Consider the following 17,743-nt stretch of genomic DNA (forward strand, 5'->3'; position numbering starts at 1 on the left):
TAGCACGTAGCGAAGAAAAGCATGATGCCCTAGGTTCATAACAGGACTTGATGGGAGCCTGCGCCGCCGCCATGGCGCGGGCCTTGGCCCTATGCGCCCCTTGCGGCCAGTTGGAGACTTTTGGATGAATGCGATCGTTCGCCTGGCCCTGGCGCGCCCCTACACTTTTGTCGTCATGGCCATGCTTATCACGATTGCAGGTGTTCTGGCCGGTCTGCGCACGCCAACCGACATTTTCCCCAATATCCGCATTCCCGTGATCGCGGTGGCCTGGACCTATAACGGCCTCTCGCCCGAGGATATGTCGGGCCGCATCAACCTGCCGTTTCAGCGCGCGCTGACCACAACTGTAAACGATATCGAGCATATCGAGGGCCAGTCGCTGACCGGGATCGGCATCACCAAGATCTATTTCCAGCCCGGCGTCGATATCCGCACCGCCAATGCGCAGGTGACGGCCATCTCGCAGACGATCCTTCGCCAGATGCCGCCCGGCGTCAATCCGCCGCTGATCCTGAACTATAACGCCTCGACCGTGCCCATCGTCCAGATCGCGCTGGCCGGGCATGGGCTCAACGAGCAACAGCTTTACGACTTCGGCTTCAACTCGATCCGGTCGCGGCTGATCACCGTTCCGGGCGCGGCCATCCCCTTCCCCTTTGGCGGCAAGGTGCGCCAGATCCAGGTCGATCTTGACCCACGCGCCATGCAGTCGCGCGGCATCACTGCGCAGGACGTGGGCGCGGCGCTGGCCAGCCAGACGCAGATCACGCCCGCAGGCTTCGTCAAGATGGGCGAGTTTCAGTATAATTTCCGGCTGAACAACGCGCCTTCCTCGATCGAACAGCTCAACGATCTGCCCATCCGCACGATCAATGGCGCGGTGATCCGCATGCGCGATGTGGCCCATGTGCGCGACGGTTCGGCGCCCCAGCAGAACGTGGTCCATGTCAACGGCCAGCGTTCGGCCCTGCTAACCGTGCTGAAATCGGGCGCGACTTCGACCATTTCGGTGGTCGAGGGCATCAAGGCCATGCTGCCTCAGGTGATGACCGGCCTGCCCCCCGCACTCACGGCCACGCCGGTCAACGACCAGTCGATCTTTGTGAAGGCCGCCGTGACGGGCGTGATGCACGAGGGCCTGATCGCGGCCGTGCTGACCAGCCTGATGATCCTGCTGTTTCTTGGTTCATGGCGCTCGACGCTGATCGTGGCCACCTCGATTCCGCTTTCGGTGCTGGGCGCGCTGGCCGCGCTCTCTATGTTTGACCAGACGCTCAATGTGATGACGCTGGGCGGGCTGGCGCTGGCGGTGGGCATTCTGGTCGATATGGCCACGGTGACCATCGAAAATATCGAATCCCATCTCGAAATGGGCAAGAGCGTGCGCGGCGCCATTCTGGACGGTTCGCGCCAGATCATCATGCCTGCGTTCCTGTCGCTGGTCTGCATCTGCATCGTGTTCGTGCCGATGTTCTATCTGCCGGGCGTGTCGGGCTATCTGTTTGTGCCGATGGCGCTTTCGGTCATCTTTGCGATGATCATGTCCTATATTCTCTCCTTCACGCTGGTGCCGACCATGGCCATGTCGCTGCTGCGCCAGCATGATCAGGATGACCATGCGCCCAAGACTCCGCCGCGCCTGCTGGCGCCGCTGGTCGCGCTTCAGGCCGGGTTTGAGCGCCGCTTTGCCGCCTTCCGCGACCGCTATGGCCGGGCGCTGACCGCCATTCTCGACCATCGCCGGATGTTTGCCACGGGTTTTCTGTGTTTTGCCGTGGCCAGCCTTTTGCTGATCCCCTTCCTTGGCCGCAATTTCTTCCCCTTGGTCGACGGCGGCTCGATCACGCTGCATGTCCGCGGGCCGTCCGGCATGCGGATCGAGGAAACCTCGGCCCTGTTCCAGCAGGTTGCCAAGGCGATCCGTCAGGAAATCCCGGCCGACGAACTGGAGGCCATCGCGGACAATATCGGCCTGCCAACCAGCTCGATCAACACCGTCTATAATGCCACCGGCACAATCGGGCCGCAGGATGGCGATATCATCGTCAATCTGAAGCCGGGGCATCGACCGACGCAAGACTATATCCGCGCCTTGCGCGCCAAGCTGCCTCGCCTGTTCCCTCAGGCCAGCTTTGCGTTTCTGCCTTCCGACATCACCAGCCAAATCCTCAATTTCGGCGCGCCCGCCCCGCTCGACATTCAGGTCTCCGGCCGCAAACCGGCCGAAGTACGCGCCTATGCCGAACGCATCCTACGTGCGATCCACGGGATCGACGGGCTGGTCGATGCGCGCATTCAGCAGCCCGCCTCCTATCCCGAATTGCGCTTTGATGTGGACCGCACCCGGATCAACCAGCTTGGCATGACCGAGGCCGATATCACTTCCAGCGTGGCCACCTCGATCGCCGGTTCGTCTCAGGCGGCACCGGTGTTCTGGCTGAACCCGGAAAACCGCGTGACCTATCCGGTGGCGATCCAGATGCCCGAATATCGCGTCAATTCGCTTCAGGATATCGCGGGCCTGCCGATCCGGACGCGCACGAGCACCCCGCAGGTGCTGGGCGCGCTGGGCACGATCAGCCGGGGGACCACCACGGCGGTCGAGAGCCAGTATGACATCCTGCCGCTGATTAACGTCTATGCCGGGGCCGACGGGCGCGATCTGGGCGCGGTGGCGGGCGATGTGCAAAAGGCGCTGGCGGGTCTGGAAAAGGACAAGCCCAAGACTGTCACCGTCACCCTGCGCGGCCAGTATCAGTCGATGAACACCGCTTTTACCGGCATGGGCTTTGGCCTGTTGGCGGCGGTGGTGCTGATCTATCTGCTCATCGTCATCAATTTCCAGAGCTGGGTTGATCCTTTCATCATCGTCTCGGCGTTGCCCGCCGCATTGGCGGGGATCTGCTGGATGCTGTTTGCCAGCGCCACGCCGCTTTCGGTGCCTGCGTTAACAGGCGCGATCATGTGCATGGGCGTGGCCACGGCCAATTCCATTCTGGTGGTCAGCTTTGCCCGAGAGCGGCTGGAGGAGCATGGCGATGCGATCCGGGCCGCGATGGAGGCGGGCGTGTCGCGCCTGCGCCCGGTGCTGATGACGGCGCTGGCTATGATCATCGGCATGGCGCCCATGGCGCTGGGCCTTGGCGAAGGCGGCGAACAGAATGCGCCGCTGGGCCGCGCGGTGGTGGGCGGGCTGGCCTTTGCCACCTGCGCCTCGCTGCTTTTTGTCCCCACTCTGTTTGCCATCATCCACGGAGCGCGCGCGCATCGCCGCGATGCTTCGAAGGGAGTGCCTGCTCATGTCTGATTTCGCGTCCAGCTCCCCTTCCTTTCGCAAGCCCCTGCTTGCCGGGGCTGCCGTGTTTGCCCTGATCCTTGCGGCGGGCGCCGCCTATCGGATCCAGCAGCGTTCGGGCCTGCATGAGCAAGGCGAGGCCGCCGCGATCCCCTCGGTCGATGTGATCCATCCGGGCGGCGAGGCCAGCAATACGCTGGTCCTGCCGGGGCGGTTGCAGGCATGGTTTCAGGCGCCGGTCTATGCTCGCACGAATGGCTATCTGCGCCGCTGGTATGTCGATATCGGACAGCCGGTGAAGGCAGGACAGGTTCTGGCCGAAATCGACACGCCCGATGTCGATCAACAGCTTTCGGCCGCCCGCGCCGCGCTGGCCACCGCCAATGCCCAGCGCAGTCTGGCCCAGACCACATCGAACCGCTGGGACCGGCTGGTCGCGCAAAATGCCGTGTCGCAGCAGGACGCCGATGAAAGGCGCGGCAATTTCGCCGCCCGTGAGGCGATGCGCAACGAGGCATCGGCCAATGTTCAGCGGTTGCAGACGGTTTCGGGGTTCAAGCGGATCGTGGCGCCCTTCGACGGCATCGTCACCAGCCGTTCAACCGACATCGGCGCGCTGATCGTGGCGGGCACATCGACCACGCAGCCCCTGTTCACCGTGTCTGACGTCACACGCCTGCGCATCTATGTCAGCGTGCCGCAGGCCTATGTCGCCCGGCTGCGCGAAAATACGACCGCGCAATTCACCGTGCCCGATCAGCCGGGCAAGACCTTCAGCGCGCAACTGGCCCGCTCGTCCGGTTCGGTCGACCCGGAATCGGGCGCGATGCTGGTGCAGCTTGTCTATGACAATCACGCGGGCCTGCTCAAACCGGGCGCCTATGCCCAGGTTACCTTCGATTTCGGCAAAGGCCAGCCTACGGCGGCGGGCGCGGCGCGCATTCCGGTCAGCGCCCTGCTTTTCCGCCATGAAGGTTCGGCGGTCGCGCTGGTCGATGCGCAGGGGCGCGTGCGCATCAAACCTGTCTCCATCACCACCGATTTCGGCAATGAGCTGGAAGTGATCGGCCTGCAGCCGAACGATCAGGTGATCGACAATCCCGCCGACGATATTCGCACCGGCGACAGGGTGAAGGCTACGCTCCAGCGGAACAATGCCCATGCGTAAGGGCCGGATTATGGCGGCAATGCTGCCGCTGCTGGCGTCCGGCTGCTCGATGGCTCCGTCCTATACAGCGCCTCCTGTTGCGCCTGCTCCGGCCGCGTTTAAGGAAACGGGCATGTGGACTCCGGCCACGCCCGCCGACGCCATGCCGCGCGGGGCATGGTGGCGCATCCTGCCCGACCCGGTGCTGGACGGGCTGGAGCAGCGGATCGAGAAGGACAACCCCCGTCTGGCCGTCGCGCTTGCCCGCTATGATCAGGCCCGCGCGCTGACCCGTCAGGCGCGCGCCGATCTGCTGCCCCGCGTGGACGCCACCGGCCGGGCCGTCCGCGCGCGTGCCATGTCCCCGGTAACTGGGGGGTATTACGAATATAATGATTATGCCGTGGGCGGATCGACGGCCTATGAGGTCGATCTGTGGGGCCACATCCGCAATCAGGTGTCGGCCACGCAGGCCGAGACACAGGCCAGCGCCGCCGATCTTGCCGGTGCGCGCCTGAGCCTGCAGGCCGAATTGGCCGATGATTATATCCAGTTGCGCAAGCTCGATGCCCAGCTTGAACTGCTGAGCCAGACCAAGACCGCCTATGCCGCGGCGGTCGATCTGACCACCAAGCGCTTTGCGGGCGGCGCGGCCAATGAGGCCGATGTGACGCGCGCGCGCACCCAGTTCAAATCGGTGCAATCCGAAATGGCGCAGCGCAAGGCCGATCGCGCGCTGCTCGAACATGCCATCGCCACGCTGGTGGGCGAACAGGCCTCGGGCTTTGCGATTGCGCCTGTGGCCGTCATGCTGACCCCGCCGCAGGTCCCCGTTTCCGCGCCTGCGATGCTGTTGCAGCGCCGCCCGGATGTGGCCGCGGCCGAAAGACGGGTGGCTGCGGCCAATGCGAGAATCGGCGTGGCAAGGGCGGCGTTCTTTCCGCAGATCACGTTGGGCGCATCGGGCGGGTTTGAAACAACGGCGGCCTCGCTGCTCACCGCCGGCAGCAGCGTCTGGGCGCTGGGGCCCGCGCTGGCGGCCATGCCGATCTTTGACGGCGGGCGCCGCCGGGCGGGCGTCGCCTATGCCCGCGCCCAATTTGCCGAGGCTTCGGCCAATTACCGACAGACCACGCTCAACGCCTTTCGTGAGGTTGAGGACCAGCTTGCTCTGGTCAACCGTCTGGCCGAAGCTTCGGCCCAGCAGAGCGAGGCTGTGGTGGCCGCCGCGCGCACCAATCAACTGGCCAATATCCAATATCGCGAAGGGGCCGTCGATTACCTTCAGGTCGTCACTGCGCAGGCCGCCGAATTGCAGGCCCGCGAGGATCAGCTCGCACTCGAAAGCCGCCGCCTGATTGCCAGCATCGGCCTGATCCGGGCGATGGGGGGTGATTGGAGCAACAGGGGATCATAAATACTGATGGCGCCGGTATGGCGCTCAGACCTGAGAACCGCCGTGTCACCATCGCGGATAATCAGCGACATGATTTTTGCGAAGGAAACCCTCCGCCTCGGTCCATTCGACATCGGGCGACAGTAAGCCCGCCGTCCCATTCTGAATACCCTTCATAGGTCCTCCGGATCATTTCGCGATTGCCGGTCATCTCAGGCCCACTGCATTTCGCCGGTGGCGACCTTGGCGCCGATGTCGAGCGCGACGCCCATGCCGAGGTCCGGGAAGCGCGCTTCCATCGCGGCCTTGAGCGCGGTGGAATCCTTGGCCGCGCCCAGCGCTTCCTCAAAGGCGAGGAGATAGGATTTTGTGTGTTCGATCGCGGGCAGACCGAGGGCGGCGTCGCTCTCCATATGCCCGGGCACGACGATCGCCGGATTGCGGGCGGCGATCTCATCAAGGTTCCTGATCCAGACAGCGCGCTGTTCCTTGGCCTGAGTGTCGGCGGTCCAGACATGGACGCCCGAGAAGATCAGCACGCCGCCGAACACGGCCTGCAGCGACGGCACCCAGAGGTAGCGGCGATTGGCGAGGCCTTCAGCCGCCACGATCTCAACGGTCTCGCCATCGACCGACAGCGCGGGGCCGTCAAACGCTTCCGGAAAGACAATGTCGTCGAGCGTTTGCGGGCCGTTTTCCTTAAGCTGCGGGGCCCAGGCGGCGAGCTTCTTTTCGACATTGCCCTTGATCGCGGCGATTGTCTCCGATGCGGCGATGACCCTGGCATCCGGAAAGGCCTCGCGCACCGGTTTTATGCTGAAATAATAATCGGGGTCCGACTGGCTGATGTAGATGGTCGTCAGCACCTTGCCGGTAGCCTTGATCGCATCGGCCAGCGCTTTGCCATCGGGATAGGTGAAACCGCCATCGATCAGCAGCGCTTCACTCGGGCCGGTCAGCAGCACCGGCGCGCGGAAGAAGCCATTCTGGCCGGCGGGGAAATGTTGCCAGGTCAGGGCGGTTTGAGGTGCGGTGGTCATCGAATGTCTCCTTTGCGGCGGTGGCGTTCAGGCTGGGTCACGCCGCCTGCAATTGCTGAGCCAAAGCATCGAGGTCGCCGAACAGGATGTTGCCCGGCACCGGGCGGCGGCCACGCGCATCCTCAAGGATCAAGGCCGGCACGCCCTGCAGGCCAAACTGCGCCATATCGGCGCGAGCCGCGTCGATGCGGTCGCGATAGGCGGCAAGCAGTTCGGCATCGGGCGTAAGGACAAGGCGGGCCGCGTCGGCAAAGCCTGCACCGGCCAGCGTATCGGCCACCACGGCAAGATCGGCATTGTTGCGGCCATCCACATAGCGGACGTGTTGCAGCAGCTTCAGGGCCTCGATCTCGCGATCAGGCGCGGTCCGGGCGACGGCCACCACGCCTAGGGTGGCGGGCGCGGAGTCAAACAGGCCATTGACCGCGCCCAGCACCTGGGTGCGATAGGCGTCGGAAAATACCTGTCCGGTGAGGCGCGCGATGCGCTGGTCATTCTGCCAGGCATAGGCGGCGAAGGAGGCGTCCATAGGGCGGGCGTTCTGTCCGGCAAACAGGCCGGTGGGTGCAAGCTGCAAGGTGACGCCGTCGAGGCGCGAAAGCCGTTCCAACGCCGGGGCGGCACCATAGCACCAGCCGCAAAGAGGATCGAAGAGATAAGTGATTCGCATGGTTGAAACCTCGAGTTCGTCTGGATGCAGGATAGCGCCCGGGAACATGTGGATAAATCCGCCCAAACATGACACTCTGTATGCTATTGGCTTACAATCGATGGAGGCACGGTGGAGGCCGTCAATCTCAACAGGCTCGCCTATTTCGCGGCGGTGGTCGATACCGGATCGTTCACCCGCGCGGCCGAGCGGCTGGGCATCACTAAGACCGTTGTCAGCCAGCAGGTCGCCAAACTGGAGGATGAGCTCAAGACCGCGCTGCTCATGCGCACGACGCGGCGGGTCGAACCGACCGAAGCGGGGCGGCTTCTCCATGCCCGCAGCATCTTCATCTTGCGCGAGGCCGAAGATGCGATCGGCGAAATCACCCGCGCCAATGTCGAGCCCGGCGGGGTCCTGCGCGTCGCCGCGCCGAACGATTACGGCACCTCGCGGATCGCGCCGCTCGCCGCCGCCTTTTCGCGGCGCTATCCGGCCTGCCGGGTGGAACTGGTCCTGTCCGACGCGCGGATCGACCCGGTTGCCAACCAGATCGATCTGTCCATCCGGGTCGGCTGGCTGGATGATTCCAGCCTGCATGCACGGCGCGTGGGGGGCTTCCGCCAGCTTCTGGTCGCGGCCCCGCAATTTGCCGAAACAATGGATATTCACGACCCCGATCAGGTTTCGCACGCACCCTTCGTTGCCAACGCGGCGCTCAAGGAGCCACTGATCTGGCATTTCAACAAGGGCGATTTCGAACGCCGCACGATACGCATGCGCCAGGTGCTGTCGATCAACACCACGCCCGCAGTGCTCGCGGCCACGCTGGCGGGGGGCGGCCTGTCGGTGCTGCCGGACTATCTGGTGGCGGACCTCCTCAGCGAAAAGCGGCTGATCGCCGTTCTGCCGGAATGGTCGTTGCCGATCGGCGGCGTTCACGTCGTTTACCCGACCGCGAAATTCCGTCCGTCGAAAGTCTCATCCTTCGTAAAGATGCTGATGGCAGCCGAATCCGGTCAGACGAACAACGAAATCACAATATCTCCCCTGTCCCATGGGCGATCAGGAACAGGTTGATCGCCACGGCTCCAAACCATCGTCCCACCAGGCCTTTCGTTCATACGAAAGGCTCGGTTCCCTTTGCCAACTCTCCCTTCAGCGCGCTGCTTGATAATGGCCAGAATATTGCTCTGAATGTCGCCCAGCAGGATTTCCCCCCAAAGCTGCGCGTATGGATTGACGTGGGTCTTGGCGATGTAATTGGTACGCAAGGTCAGCAGCGTCCTGTCCGCATCCAAAGGGGTCAGCGTGTAGTCGCCCGTATCGATCTTCAGGAATGGCCCATCAGGTGCGATATGCCGGTCGGTATAATCCTGAAGCGAGCTGTTGGTGAAGGCAAAGGCCCAGCCAAGCCGCCGCCCCGGCTGCCATTGGGTAATCCTCTCCTCGAAGTTGATATGATCGCCCCAATAGGCGGTGCGGATGGCGCCCACGCCCTGCCCCTGCAATGTGGTTGCGCGCGGGCGGGGGAGGCGCAGGATGCTTTGCGTGAAATTCCACTGCCCTTCGTCGGGGCCAATATGGGCGTTGGCCACCGCATAGGGCCAGATTTGCTCGGGCGTTGCCCCAATCACGATGGAGCGGGTGAGCGTGACAGGCTTGTCGATGACAGGGATCTGGCTTTCCATCCCCCCGCACAGCAAAGGCAGAAAGAGCAGCGAGGCCCGAAACCGCGCAGGATCATCCCTCCCCTTGCGCCAGCGCCGCAGGATGTAAACACCAAGCCAGCCAAAGCTCAGCCAGATCGGCGCCAGCATGACGAGGCAAATCACGCCTTCACGCAAAAATACCGCCGATCCCAGACAGACAAGGGCGCCAAAGACGGGCGGCACGGAGAGGTAAAAAGAGCGCGGCCTTTCAAACCCAGGATCAGCGACATAGCAGATCAAGGCGCACAGATAGGCAGGCAGAATGGCCAGAAACCACAGGCTGGCAAAACCCACGCTATCCGCCTTGGCGGCATTGATGAGGATATAGGCACTGAGCGCGATGGCCAGTGCCAGCGTAAACCCGGCAAGAATACGCCCGCGATTGGATGGAGTCTGAGTCATAGTGCAAACTCCGGCTTGGCGACCATCAGCCAGAAGATGGCGATGACGCCGATAAAGGCCGGCCAGCCCAGCGCAAACCACCACCGGGCCAAGCGATGGTAGCAAGCGGGGAGAGTGCCCCCGTCAGGCGTGGCCTCGGCGATGCGCCGCATGGCGATCTGGATCGCGACCACCGGCAGCCAGCAGGCCCCGACCAGAATGTAGAGCGCGATGGCGACCATCAACCAAGGCGTCGTCAGCGCAAAACCGGCCAGATGGGCCAACCACACACCCGTCACCGGCTGCAAAAGGACGGCGGGCGCGGTGAACAGCCAATCGGCTAGTTCCACATTGCGGTTGACCACCCGCCGCGCCGCCAGCACGCCCGAACGATTGGCCATCCAGCCATGAAACGCCGTGCCCAGGCCTGTGCCGAACAGCAGGGTGGAACTGAGGATATGGACGGTTTTCAAGAGCAGATAATCAGCCATGGGGCTTCTCCATCGCATGGACGGCCAGAGACAGGCCTAGGACGGCGAGGTTCTTGACCAGGGCGCCAAAGGGATCGGCCCAGAGTTCGGGCGCGATGACTGAAAGGATCAGGCTGTAGACGCTCATCAGCGCCACGCCCGCCAGCGCCGCCCCGCGCCGGCGCAGGATCAAAGCGAGGCTCACCGCCATATCCGCCAGCGATCCAGCCCAGACGGTGCCGATGGCTGCCGTGCCCGTCAGGCCAAGGCGGGCCAGCAGGTGGGTATTGCTCGCCATCGGGGTAAGCTGCAGGGGCACCAGACCACCAGCCAGCCAGACCGCTGCCAATAGGCCACGCAGCAAAGGCTCCATCGGCAGCAGGCGTGCGGCCAGCACATCGCCCTGCGTTGCCGGATGGTTGGCGAGGAATTGCGGAACGGTCTGCGGCACGAAGCCCAGCGCCGCGACCAATGGCTCAACCGCTGCGACATTGCCTGCCTCCAGCATTGTCAGGCTGTCGCGCGTCATCGGTCCGATACCCAGCAAGGCAACCGCGCGCAGCATCCAGCGCGGCACCGGCAGGCTGCTCGCCGTACCAAGGCCCAGCCAGCGCCGCAGCATAATCATCAGATCCATAATCCGCATCCTATCCGGCCCCACCGCATTCACCACCAAGCCCATCGGCAAGGGCCGCTGCAAAAGGCGCCAGATCACCTCCACCAGGTCGTCGATGGCGATGGGCTGCACCAAGCCGCCGCCAATGTCGGGCATCAGCGGCAGAACTGCTAGGGCGCTGAACAGCCCGGTGCTGCCCCCGCCGCGCCCCACCACCAGCGAGGGACGGACAATGGCCCAGTTCAGCCCCAGCATGGTCAGGTGCTCGTCGGCCGCGCGTTTGCTGCGGTGATAGGCGGTGATGCCGTCGGCGGCACCCAGCGAGGAAATTTGGACCACCCGCGCCACCCCGGCCTGCACCGCGCCATCGAACAGGGCAATGGGGCCGCGGGTATGGACGCCATCATAGTCCGCCCCGGCAGCCAAGACACCCGCACAGTTCACCAGCGCATCATAGTTCCGCAACCGCTCGGTCCAGACGGCGGCATCGTCGCAGGCAAGATCACAGACAATGTCCGCACCGCATCTTCCTGCAACCGTCACGCTGTATCCCTCGGCCCGCAGCCGCCCGGCAAGATGGCCGCCGATAAAGCCGCCGCCCACGATCATCACGCGCATCGCGGCCTCCTCAGTCAATTTGGGGCTGCGGCACTCGGCGCCACACGGCCAGCCCCATGCCGGCCATCGCCATCAGGATGCCCGTCAGAGTAGCCGCCACTGTGCCCTGGATCAGCTCGGTGGGATCGGTGGCAATCCGCGCCATCGATACAAACAGCAGCGGAAGCGCCATCATCATCACCATCGACCACACCGTCCAGAAAGAGGAGCGCTCCTCGGTTCCGCACAATTCGGACAGAAGGATCGACAGCGGGCGTCGCAGCACAAAGGCCGCCAGCCCGGCCAGCGCCAGTGTGACGGCATAAGTGAGCAGCAAGGCGGCAATCGGGATCAACATGGGTTAGCTCCTTTCACGCGGGGCGGTCGGGATGACCGCGCATCTCCTGCATCGCAACTGGCATGCCAATTGCGATGATCGTCGGAAAACCGGGGTTCTTGGCCGCAAAGTCACCCTCTGAATGTTAACGACGTGAACGGAAACGCCTGCTATGCTGTCAACGATGGATACAGCTCTGGGCATCATGGCCTATATCGGCGCGCTGGGCCTGACCGCGCTGGCCAGCTTTTTGCTGGCGGGCTTTGTCGCAGCCAGAGCGCGAGGTCTGCCGGGGGCATGGACGCTGTCGGTCTTCCTGTGCGGTGTGGCGCTGTGGAGTCTGGCCATGGCCGCCCCTGCGATGCTGGGCGTTGGGGCCGCGCCTTTTACGCTATTGGTGATCGCTCTCTCGCCTTTGCCGGCGGCGGCCTTTGTCCATCTGGTCTTCGCCTTTGCGCTGTGCGGCGCTCTGCGTCCCGTGGCCTGGGCCAGCTATGGCGTGGCGGGCGCGGCGGTTGTTGCGGGCCTGACGCTTGGCGTGGGGCGAATTGCTCCCTGGCATGGTTTTGCGGGGGCCTTCGTGCCCTCGCTGACGGGATGGGGCGTATTGGGGGTGACAGCGGCGTTGTCGGTGGTGGGGCATCTCCGTCTGTTCCAGACATGGCGGCAGCAAAGCGGATTGCACCGCGATCAGGCGGGCGCCGTGTTCGTCTCCAGCGGCATCGGCCTGCTCGCGCTCACCGGCTTTGCCTTTCCGGCGCTGGGGATCGATGCCTATCCCTGGCCGGTGCTGGCGCTGCCGCTTTATTCGGTGGCGCTGGTCTATGCCGTGCTGCGCCATCGTTTCATGGCGGCGGATGTGTGGGCACGGCGAGGTCTGGTGTGGATCCTGCTGCTGGCGGGTGCGGGAGGCGCAGCCGCGCTGATCGCCACTTTGCCTTTGGCCTTGGCGGGGCGGCCAGAGGGCTTTTTGGCAACATGGGCCGCGCTGGCGGGAGCGATGGCGCTGGGCCTCGTCGTGATGGCTCCCTTGAAGCGGCTGACCGACCGGCTGGTCTTCCCCGGCGAACGGCTGGATGTGGAACCTTGGCGCGATGCTCTCGCCCAGGCAGAGGACGAGCAGGCTTTGGCCGATCTCGCCAATGCTATGCTGCGTCGGCATCTGGGTCTGGACGCCGAAGCGCCGGGCTTGATAATCACCGGTGAGGCCGTAACGCTGACGGGCTGGGACGATGCGCCCGCAGCTTTGCATCGCACCGCTGCACGTGTCGCCGGACTGGTGGAAGAGGCCGCCCGCCGCCTTGCCGCGGCCCGCCGCATGGTGGAGGCCGAACGCGAGGCAAGACTGGCCGAATTGGGCGCGCTGGCCGCGACGATCGCGCATGATCTGCGCAACCCTTTGGGCATTGTACAGATGGCGGCCACCGGCGCTCCCGCCGACGTGCGTGTCGAAATTGGTGAGCAGATCGGGCGCATGAACGCGCTGGTCACCGACATTCTGGATTATGCGCGGGCATGGACGGTGGCGCCGCGCACCATGGAGTTGGCCCCCTTCCTGACCGGATTTGGCGTGCCGGTGGAGGCGTCCGAAGAGTTGGTGCTGCACGCCGATCCTGCGGCTCTGCGCCGTGCGCTGGCCAATCTGGTGGACAATGCCAAGGCCATGGGCGGTGATTGCATGATCCTTGCCGAGGGCAACAGCATCGATGTGTGCGACAATGGCCCCGGCATCGCGCTCGAAATTGCCGAGAGCCTGTTCAAGCCCTTCGTTTCACGCCGCGCGGGCGGCACGGGGCTGGGATTGGCCATCGCGGCCCGCATCATGGACGCGCATGGCGGCACTGTCACGCTGGCCCGACGCGAGGGCTGGGCGACCTGTTTCCGCCTGACATTCAAGGATAGCCCATGATCCTGCTGGCCGATGATGAACCCGCCTTTCAGCGCCTTACCGCAGGCTGGTTGCGTGCGCAGGGGCATGAGGTAATCACCGTGGGCGATGGTGATGGCGCGCGCGACGCCTTTTCCCGGCACCGGCCCGATGTGGTCCTGCTCGATCTGGCCATGCCGCCGCATCTCGATCCGCTAGGTGGCATTGCGCTGATCCCCGCCTTTGCCCCTGCGCCGGTAGTGGTGATGACAGGCCATGCCGATCAAGCTTTGGCAATGCAGGCGATTGAGGCCGGGGCGTGGGATTTTCTCGCCAAGCCGGTCGATCCTGATCTGCTGAAAGTGGTGGTGGCCCGGGCGGTGGAGCGGGCAAGACTGGCGCAGGAAATTGCCACCTTGCGCGCGCGCGGCGAGGCGGGCGAAGATATGGGGCTGATCGGCCAGTCTCCTCCGATGGTTGCCTTGCGCGCGCTGATCCGCCGCGTGGCACCCACCAACCTGCCGGTGATGGTGCTGGGGCCGAGCGGGACGGGCAAGGAATTGGTGGCCCGCGCCATCCACAATGCCTCGCCCCGCGCCAAGGAACCGCTGGTGCCGGTTCATTGCGGGGCAGTGCCTGCTGACTTATTGGAAAGCGAATTGTTTGGCCATCTGAAGGGCAGCTTCACCGGCGCCCACGCTGACCGCGCAGGATTGGTAGAGGCGGCGCATGGCGGCACGCTGTTTCTCGACGAGATTGGCGAAATGCCGCCGGCGATGCAGGTCAAGCTGCTGCGGTTTCTGGCCGATGGCACCTATCAGCCGGTCGGAGCGCGGGACATCCGCAAGTCCGATGTGCGCATCGTGGCTGCCACGCATCGTGATCTGGCCGCAGCCGTGGCCGACGGGTCGTTCCGCGAGGATCTCTATTATCGACTCAAAGGCGTGGTGCTCACCACACCAAGACTGGACGAGCGCGGGGCGGACAAGGCGTTGCTGGCGCAAATATTTCTGCGCCGCGCGGCGCCTGAAGCCCGCTTTGCCTCCGCCGCGTTGGAATGGATCGTCCAGCGTGCGTGGCCTGGCAATGTGCGTGAATTGCGTGCTGCGGTGGAATGCGCGGCGGCCCTGGCGCAAGGCACCGCGATCGGCGTCGATGATCTGGCCTTTGCCACTGGAGAAACCATACCCGTCACCTCGCCCCCCGCGAATTTAACGCTCGAAGAGGAAGTCGCAGCGTTGGAGCGACGTCGGATCGTCGAGGCGCTCGAACGCACTGGTCACAACCATACTCATACCGCCCGTGATCTTGGTCTTTCGCGTGTCGGATTGCTCAAGAAAATGGACCGGATGGGATTGCGGTAGAGCACAGCCATAGTCGACCTTCTCCGGCTGAAACACTTCCGACCGAAACCGCCAGCCAGTCACCATCAAGTCGGCGGCAGATGCCGCGCCATGCGTACCTTGAGCAATTCCACCAGTTCCGTTTGCATGAAGGCATAGTCGTCCGGGATATCCAGGCAAATGATACGTTGTCCGCGCAGGGCCGCCCGGAACCGCCGTTGCAATTTGGCGCGATGCTGCTTTTCCATCACCACGATAGTGTCGGCCCATGACACCAGTTCTGCGGTCAGCGGGTTTTCGGCATCATGGTTGGTGCCGGCTGAGGACACCTCAAGGTCGGGATAGTCGGTGAACATCTGCTCGGCCGTTGGGCTGCGCAGGCGGCTCTGGCTGCAAATGAACAGGATGGCTTTCAAGTAATGCCTTTGACAAAAATTCTCGGCCGATTTTGGGCGACATGCAGGAAATGTTGATCTGAATTATCTGCCCATTTAGCCAATATCGGCCTGTTCTTAAAGCACGGAAAGAAGAAGATCATGCGCGCAGCATTCGCCCGCAACCAAAAACACTTCTTATTTCCCTGTGTTCATGAACAGACTGCATGGGCAATTCTTTCACGGGCAACGTCTCTCGCCTGATTGCCTTTCGTGACCCTTGTTCCGCTGATTTTTCCAAACAATTTGCCCTCGCCGCCCCTCTCTTTGGGGCGATTCATCATGCGTGATTACATGTTCAAGGTGATTGTCGAACGCCCCCGCTCGGGCGCCGGCTACGCCGCGTCTCCCGAACTGAAAGGGATGCCTGACGCCGACACGAAACATATCGGGCTCACCGGCGGCAGAGGAGGCGCGCAGTGAACGTCTCTCTGATTGCAAGCGGTCCCCATAACCCAGCCACAGCGTTGTGTATTCGCAAAGAAAGCTTCACGTCAGGTGGCAAGAACTGCAGAGTTGTTCCGTGGGTGGGGCGTTATAGCCCGGAAATGGGATGCGCAGGATATCATGATCATCACAGGTTTTGCTTCAATCATCCAAAGCTCAAGGATTGAGCCTCTTGGGAGGAATATGCGATTCATCGCTGCGGCGGCACACATTCCCTGTCAGGCTTGTGCAATGCACCAAATGCTGCCATAAATGTCGCGGGTGTTTTCATTCGCATGCGAATGAGCAGGTTGGTACACCGGTCGGGCCGCCGGTGAGGAAAACCATACTTGGAGACTTGCGCCTATGGCTCGCCCCCATGGCCTGATCCGCCCGTGGCTTGCCAATGCGGATGCGGGCATTGACCATCCCGTCGTTGTACATCGCGTTCTTAATGAAAGCGGATGGAGTCCGCGCTTTATCTCCAAGGTCATTATGGCATTGGGCCTTGCTGAACTCGGCTTGCCTCAATCATGGCCGCCGATGGGGATCGAGGCGATGCCAATCTCGCCTTTATCAGGTCCGATCATCGGGTTGGGCGTTGGGCTGGCACTCTTTGGTTTGACCGGTTGGTCAGCTTTCTCAGCAGCGCCTCCTTTCGCACTGCGAATTGAATGTATGTCGAAAGGTTACCTTGCGGCCAAATCAGACATAGTCCGCGCTGACAGAGGATCCCACCAAGCCGGCTTCATGCAACTGGCCCCGCTCGGACCGAAAACGGTGGCGAAGGGGGCATAGCATCATGCATGGAATGGACAGTCTGGCCCTTGGCCTTTTGCTGCTGACGGCTTGTTTGGTGGCTATCATCAGCCGCCGTTTCGGCCTGCCTTATGCCATCGGCCTTGTCGCGGCTGGCATAGGGCTCAGCATTTCTGATTACAAAAGCGGCATCACCCTGACCCCCGAACTCGTGTTCAGTGTGCTGTTGCCTCCGCTGGTGTTTGAGGCCGCGCTGCATCTGGGCTGGAAGCAGTTCCGGCGGGAAGGCGCGCTGGTGCTCAGTCTTGCCTTTGGTGGAACAATGCTCTCGGCCGGAGTGGTGGCGGGCGGCATGCATTGGCTCGCAGGCTGGGGCTGGCCTGCCGCGCTGTTGTTTGGAGCACTGATCGCAGCCACTGACCCGGTCTCGGTCATCGCCATGATGAAGGAGCAGAAGGCGAACAAGCGGCTGCGCTTTTTGATGGAGGCCGAGAGCCTGATCAACGATGGCGCCGCTGCGGTGCTCTTTGCGCTGGTGGCCGCATGGATCGCAGGAACGGCCTCCGGGCCGGGCGGTATCGCGCTGACCCTGATCACAACTGTGGGCGGAGGCGTCGTGCTGGGGCTGGCTGTGGCGGCGGCGTTGATGATGATCGCGGGGCGTTCCGAAGATCATCTGGTAGAAATCACGCTCACCATGCTGGCCGCCTATGGTTCGTTTCTGTTGGCCGAGGAACTGCATGCTTCGGGGGTCCTGGCCACCTTGTCGGCCGGCATGCTGGTGGGCAATTGGGGCAAGGATCGAACGCTGAGCAAAACGGGGGGAGAGGCCGTCATCAGGTTTTGGGAATTCGCCGCCTTTCTTGCCAATTCGGTGGTCTTTCTGTTGATCGGCAGTCGTGAAGCCACCCAACCTATCGCGAGTTTCTGGTTTCCGGCACTGGTCGGCACCGTCGCGGTATTGGCGGGCCGCGCTGTGGCCATCTATCCGATCACGTCCCTCTTCCGCAAAACCGTCATGGCCACTGATATGCTTACACGCCATATCCTGTTCTGGGGCGGCTTGCGCGGGGCTTTGGCTTTGGCTCTTGCCCTGGGGGCGCCCCGCAGCCTGCCCGAACATGATGCATTGGTCAGTGTTGCCTTTGCCGTGGTCGCCTTCTCGATCTTTGTGCAAGGGCTGACGGTACCTCTTCTGCTTCGCAAAGCGAGCGGCCGCTGAGATCGAGCGATGTTTGTGATGTGCACACCGGCATCCTTCGCCTTTATAC

16 protein-coding genes are annotated in these 17,743 nt (G+C 63.3%); 9 read left to right on the forward strand and 7 right to left on the reverse strand.

Features of this window, described 5'->3' with window-relative positions; genetic code table 11:
- Nucleotides 1-124 precede the first annotated feature (124 nt).
- From FHW92_RS03915 to FHW92_RS03925, 3 genes are read left to right on the forward strand one after another with little or no spacing between them, the layout of a single operon-like run.
- Nucleotides 125-3,310 carry an efflux RND transporter permease subunit gene (locus FHW92_RS03915; protein ID WP_168601879.1) on the forward strand — a complete coding sequence of 1,062 codons (3,186 nt, stop codon included), beginning with the start codon at nucleotides 125-127 and terminating at the stop codon, nucleotides 3,308-3,310.
- Nucleotides 3,303-4,466: an efflux RND transporter periplasmic adaptor subunit gene (locus tag FHW92_RS03920; RefSeq protein WP_168601880.1), complete on the forward strand. Its 1,164-nt coding sequence runs from the start codon at nucleotides 3,303-3,305 to the stop codon at nucleotides 4,464-4,466. The genes FHW92_RS03915 and FHW92_RS03920 overlap by 8 nt, the downstream gene beginning before the upstream one ends.
- Nucleotides 4,459-5,862 carry an efflux transporter outer membrane subunit gene (locus FHW92_RS03925; protein WP_210428351.1) on the forward strand — a complete coding sequence of 468 codons (1,404 nt, stop codon included), beginning with the start codon at nucleotides 4,459-4,461 and terminating at the stop codon, nucleotides 5,860-5,862. The genes FHW92_RS03920 and FHW92_RS03925 overlap by 8 nt, the downstream gene beginning before the upstream one ends.
- Nucleotides 5,863-6,053: 191 nt before the next feature.
- On the opposite strand, the gene FHW92_RS03930 is transcribed toward FHW92_RS03925, so the two are convergent.
- Complete coding sequence (locus FHW92_RS03930) at nucleotides 6,054-6,881, reverse strand: MBL fold metallo-hydrolase (protein ID WP_210428352.1); 828 nt, start codon at nucleotides 6,879-6,881, stop codon at nucleotides 6,054-6,056.
- A gap of 37 nt (nucleotides 6,882-6,918) precedes the next feature.
- Nucleotides 6,919-7,551, reverse strand: a complete 633-nt coding sequence (locus tag FHW92_RS03935; protein ID WP_168601882.1) for a DsbA family protein — start codon at nucleotides 7,549-7,551, stop codon at nucleotides 6,919-6,921.
- A gap of 111 nt (nucleotides 7,552-7,662) precedes the next feature.
- On the opposite strand from FHW92_RS03935, the gene FHW92_RS03940 reads away from it, so the two are divergent.
- Nucleotides 7,663-8,610 carry a LysR family transcriptional regulator gene (locus FHW92_RS03940; RefSeq protein WP_168601883.1) on the forward strand — a complete coding sequence of 316 codons (948 nt, stop codon included), beginning with the start codon at nucleotides 7,663-7,665 and terminating at the stop codon, nucleotides 8,608-8,610.
- On the opposite strand, the gene FHW92_RS03945 is transcribed toward FHW92_RS03940, so the two are convergent.
- The 4 genes from FHW92_RS03945 to FHW92_RS03960 are packed head-to-tail and all read right to left on the reverse strand — an operon-like array spanning nucleotide 8,550 to nucleotide 11,664.
- The gene (locus FHW92_RS03945) at nucleotides 8,550-9,644 is read right to left on the reverse strand and encodes a hypothetical protein (protein ID WP_246869887.1); all 1,095 of its coding nucleotides are present in this window, start codon (nucleotides 9,642-9,644) and stop codon (nucleotides 8,550-8,552) included. The genes FHW92_RS03940 and FHW92_RS03945 overlap by 61 nt on opposite strands.
- Complete coding sequence (locus FHW92_RS03950; RefSeq protein ID WP_168601884.1) at nucleotides 9,641-10,114, reverse strand: DUF2269 domain-containing protein; 474 nt, start codon at nucleotides 10,112-10,114, stop codon at nucleotides 9,641-9,643. Before FHW92_RS03950 ends, FHW92_RS03945 begins: the two co-directional genes overlap by 4 nt.
- Nucleotides 10,107-11,327: an SDR family oxidoreductase gene (locus FHW92_RS03955; protein ID WP_168601885.1), complete on the reverse strand. Its 1,221-nt coding sequence runs from the start codon at nucleotides 11,325-11,327 to the stop codon at nucleotides 10,107-10,109. Before FHW92_RS03955 ends, FHW92_RS03950 begins: the two co-directional genes overlap by 8 nt.
- Nucleotides 11,328-11,337: 10 nt before the next feature.
- Entirely contained in the window at nucleotides 11,338-11,664 is a 327-nt protein-coding gene (locus FHW92_RS03960) for a hypothetical protein (RefSeq protein WP_168601886.1), read from the reverse strand.
- A gap of 151 nt (nucleotides 11,665-11,815) precedes the next feature.
- Between FHW92_RS03960 and FHW92_RS03965 the strand changes: the two genes are divergently transcribed.
- Both FHW92_RS03965 and FHW92_RS03970 read left to right on the forward strand, forming a co-directional pair.
- Complete coding sequence (locus tag FHW92_RS03965) at nucleotides 11,816-13,552, forward strand: sensor histidine kinase (protein WP_246869888.1); 1,737 nt, start codon at nucleotides 11,816-11,818, stop codon at nucleotides 13,550-13,552.
- Nucleotides 13,549-14,874, forward strand: a complete 1,326-nt coding sequence (locus FHW92_RS03970; protein ID WP_168601887.1) for a sigma-54 dependent transcriptional regulator — start codon at nucleotides 13,549-13,551, stop codon at nucleotides 14,872-14,874. The genes FHW92_RS03965 and FHW92_RS03970 overlap by 4 nt, the downstream gene beginning before the upstream one ends.
- A 65-nt stretch (nucleotides 14,875-14,939) precedes the next feature.
- Here FHW92_RS03970 and FHW92_RS03975 read toward each other — a convergent pair whose 3' ends face one another.
- Complete coding sequence (locus tag FHW92_RS03975; RefSeq protein ID WP_168601888.1) at nucleotides 14,940-15,269, reverse strand: low molecular weight protein tyrosine phosphatase family protein; 330 nt, start codon at nucleotides 15,267-15,269, stop codon at nucleotides 14,940-14,942.
- Nucleotides 15,270-15,569: 300 nt separating this feature from the next.
- Between FHW92_RS03975 and FHW92_RS03980 the strand changes: the two genes are divergently transcribed.
- The 3 genes from FHW92_RS03980 (at nucleotide 15,570) to FHW92_RS03990 (ending at nucleotide 17,694) form a co-directional block, all read left to right on the forward strand.
- Nucleotides 15,570-15,710: a hypothetical protein gene (locus FHW92_RS03980; protein WP_168601194.1), complete on the forward strand. Its 141-nt coding sequence runs from the start codon at nucleotides 15,570-15,572 to the stop codon at nucleotides 15,708-15,710.
- 369 nt (nucleotides 15,711-16,079) lie between these two features.
- Complete coding sequence (locus tag FHW92_RS03985; RefSeq protein WP_168601889.1) at nucleotides 16,080-16,511, forward strand: hypothetical protein; 432 nt, start codon at nucleotides 16,080-16,082, stop codon at nucleotides 16,509-16,511.
- A gap of 13 nt (nucleotides 16,512-16,524) precedes the next feature.
- A complete protein-coding gene (locus tag FHW92_RS03990; protein WP_246869889.1) occupies nucleotides 16,525-17,694 on the forward strand; it encodes a sodium:proton antiporter in 1,170 nt (389 codons plus the stop codon).
- The last annotated feature ends 49 nt before the right edge of the window (nucleotides 17,695-17,743 follow it).

Origin of the sequence: Novosphingobium sp. SG707 (assembly GCF_012275515.1) — a bacterium.
Lineage (GTDB): Bacteria > Pseudomonadota > Alphaproteobacteria > Sphingomonadales > Sphingomonadaceae > Novosphingobium.

Excerpts from the sequence above, each read along its gene's own strand:
- FHW92_RS03935 (WP_168601882.1), bottom strand. The coding sequence starts at position 7,551 with ATGCGAATCACTTATCTCTTCGATCCTCTTTGCGGCTGGTGCTATGGT.
- FHW92_RS03920 (WP_168601880.1), top strand. The coding sequence starts at position 3,303 with ATGTCTGATTTCGCGTCCAGCTCCCCTTCCTTTCGCAAGCCCCTGCTT.
- FHW92_RS03930 (WP_210428352.1), bottom strand. The coding sequence starts at position 6,881 with ATGACCACCGCACCTCAAACCGCCCTGACCTGGCAACATTTCCCCGCC.
- FHW92_RS03950 (WP_168601884.1), bottom strand. The coding sequence starts at position 10,114 with ATGGCTGATTATCTGCTCTTGAAAACCGTCCATATCCTCAGTTCCACC.
- FHW92_RS03960 (WP_168601886.1), bottom strand. The coding sequence starts at position 11,664 with ATGTTGATCCCGATTGCCGCCTTGCTGCTCACTTATGCCGTCACACTG.
- FHW92_RS03925 (WP_210428351.1), top strand. The coding sequence starts at position 4,459 with ATGCGTAAGGGCCGGATTATGGCGGCAATGCTGCCGCTGCTGGCGTCC.
- FHW92_RS03980 (WP_168601194.1), top strand. The coding sequence starts at position 15,570 with ATGCGTGATTACATGTTCAAGGTGATTGTCGAACGCCCCCGCTCGGGC.
- FHW92_RS03955 (WP_168601885.1), bottom strand. The coding sequence starts at position 11,327 with ATGCGCGTGATGATCGTGGGCGGCGGCTTTATCGGCGGCCATCTTGCC.
- FHW92_RS03945 (WP_246869887.1), bottom strand. The coding sequence starts at position 9,644 with ATGACTCAGACTCCATCCAATCGCGGGCGTATTCTTGCCGGGTTTACG.
- FHW92_RS03970 (WP_168601887.1), top strand. The coding sequence starts at position 13,549 with ATGATCCTGCTGGCCGATGATGAACCCGCCTTTCAGCGCCTTACCGCA.
- FHW92_RS03990 (WP_246869889.1), top strand. The coding sequence starts at position 16,525 with ATGGACAGTCTGGCCCTTGGCCTTTTGCTGCTGACGGCTTGTTTGGTG.
- FHW92_RS03915 (WP_168601879.1), top strand. The coding sequence starts at position 125 with ATGAATGCGATCGTTCGCCTGGCCCTGGCGCGCCCCTACACTTTTGTC.
- FHW92_RS03965 (WP_246869888.1), top strand. The coding sequence starts at position 11,816 with ATGCTGTCAACGATGGATACAGCTCTGGGCATCATGGCCTATATCGGC.
- FHW92_RS03985 (WP_168601889.1), top strand. The coding sequence starts at position 16,080 with ATGGCTCGCCCCCATGGCCTGATCCGCCCGTGGCTTGCCAATGCGGAT.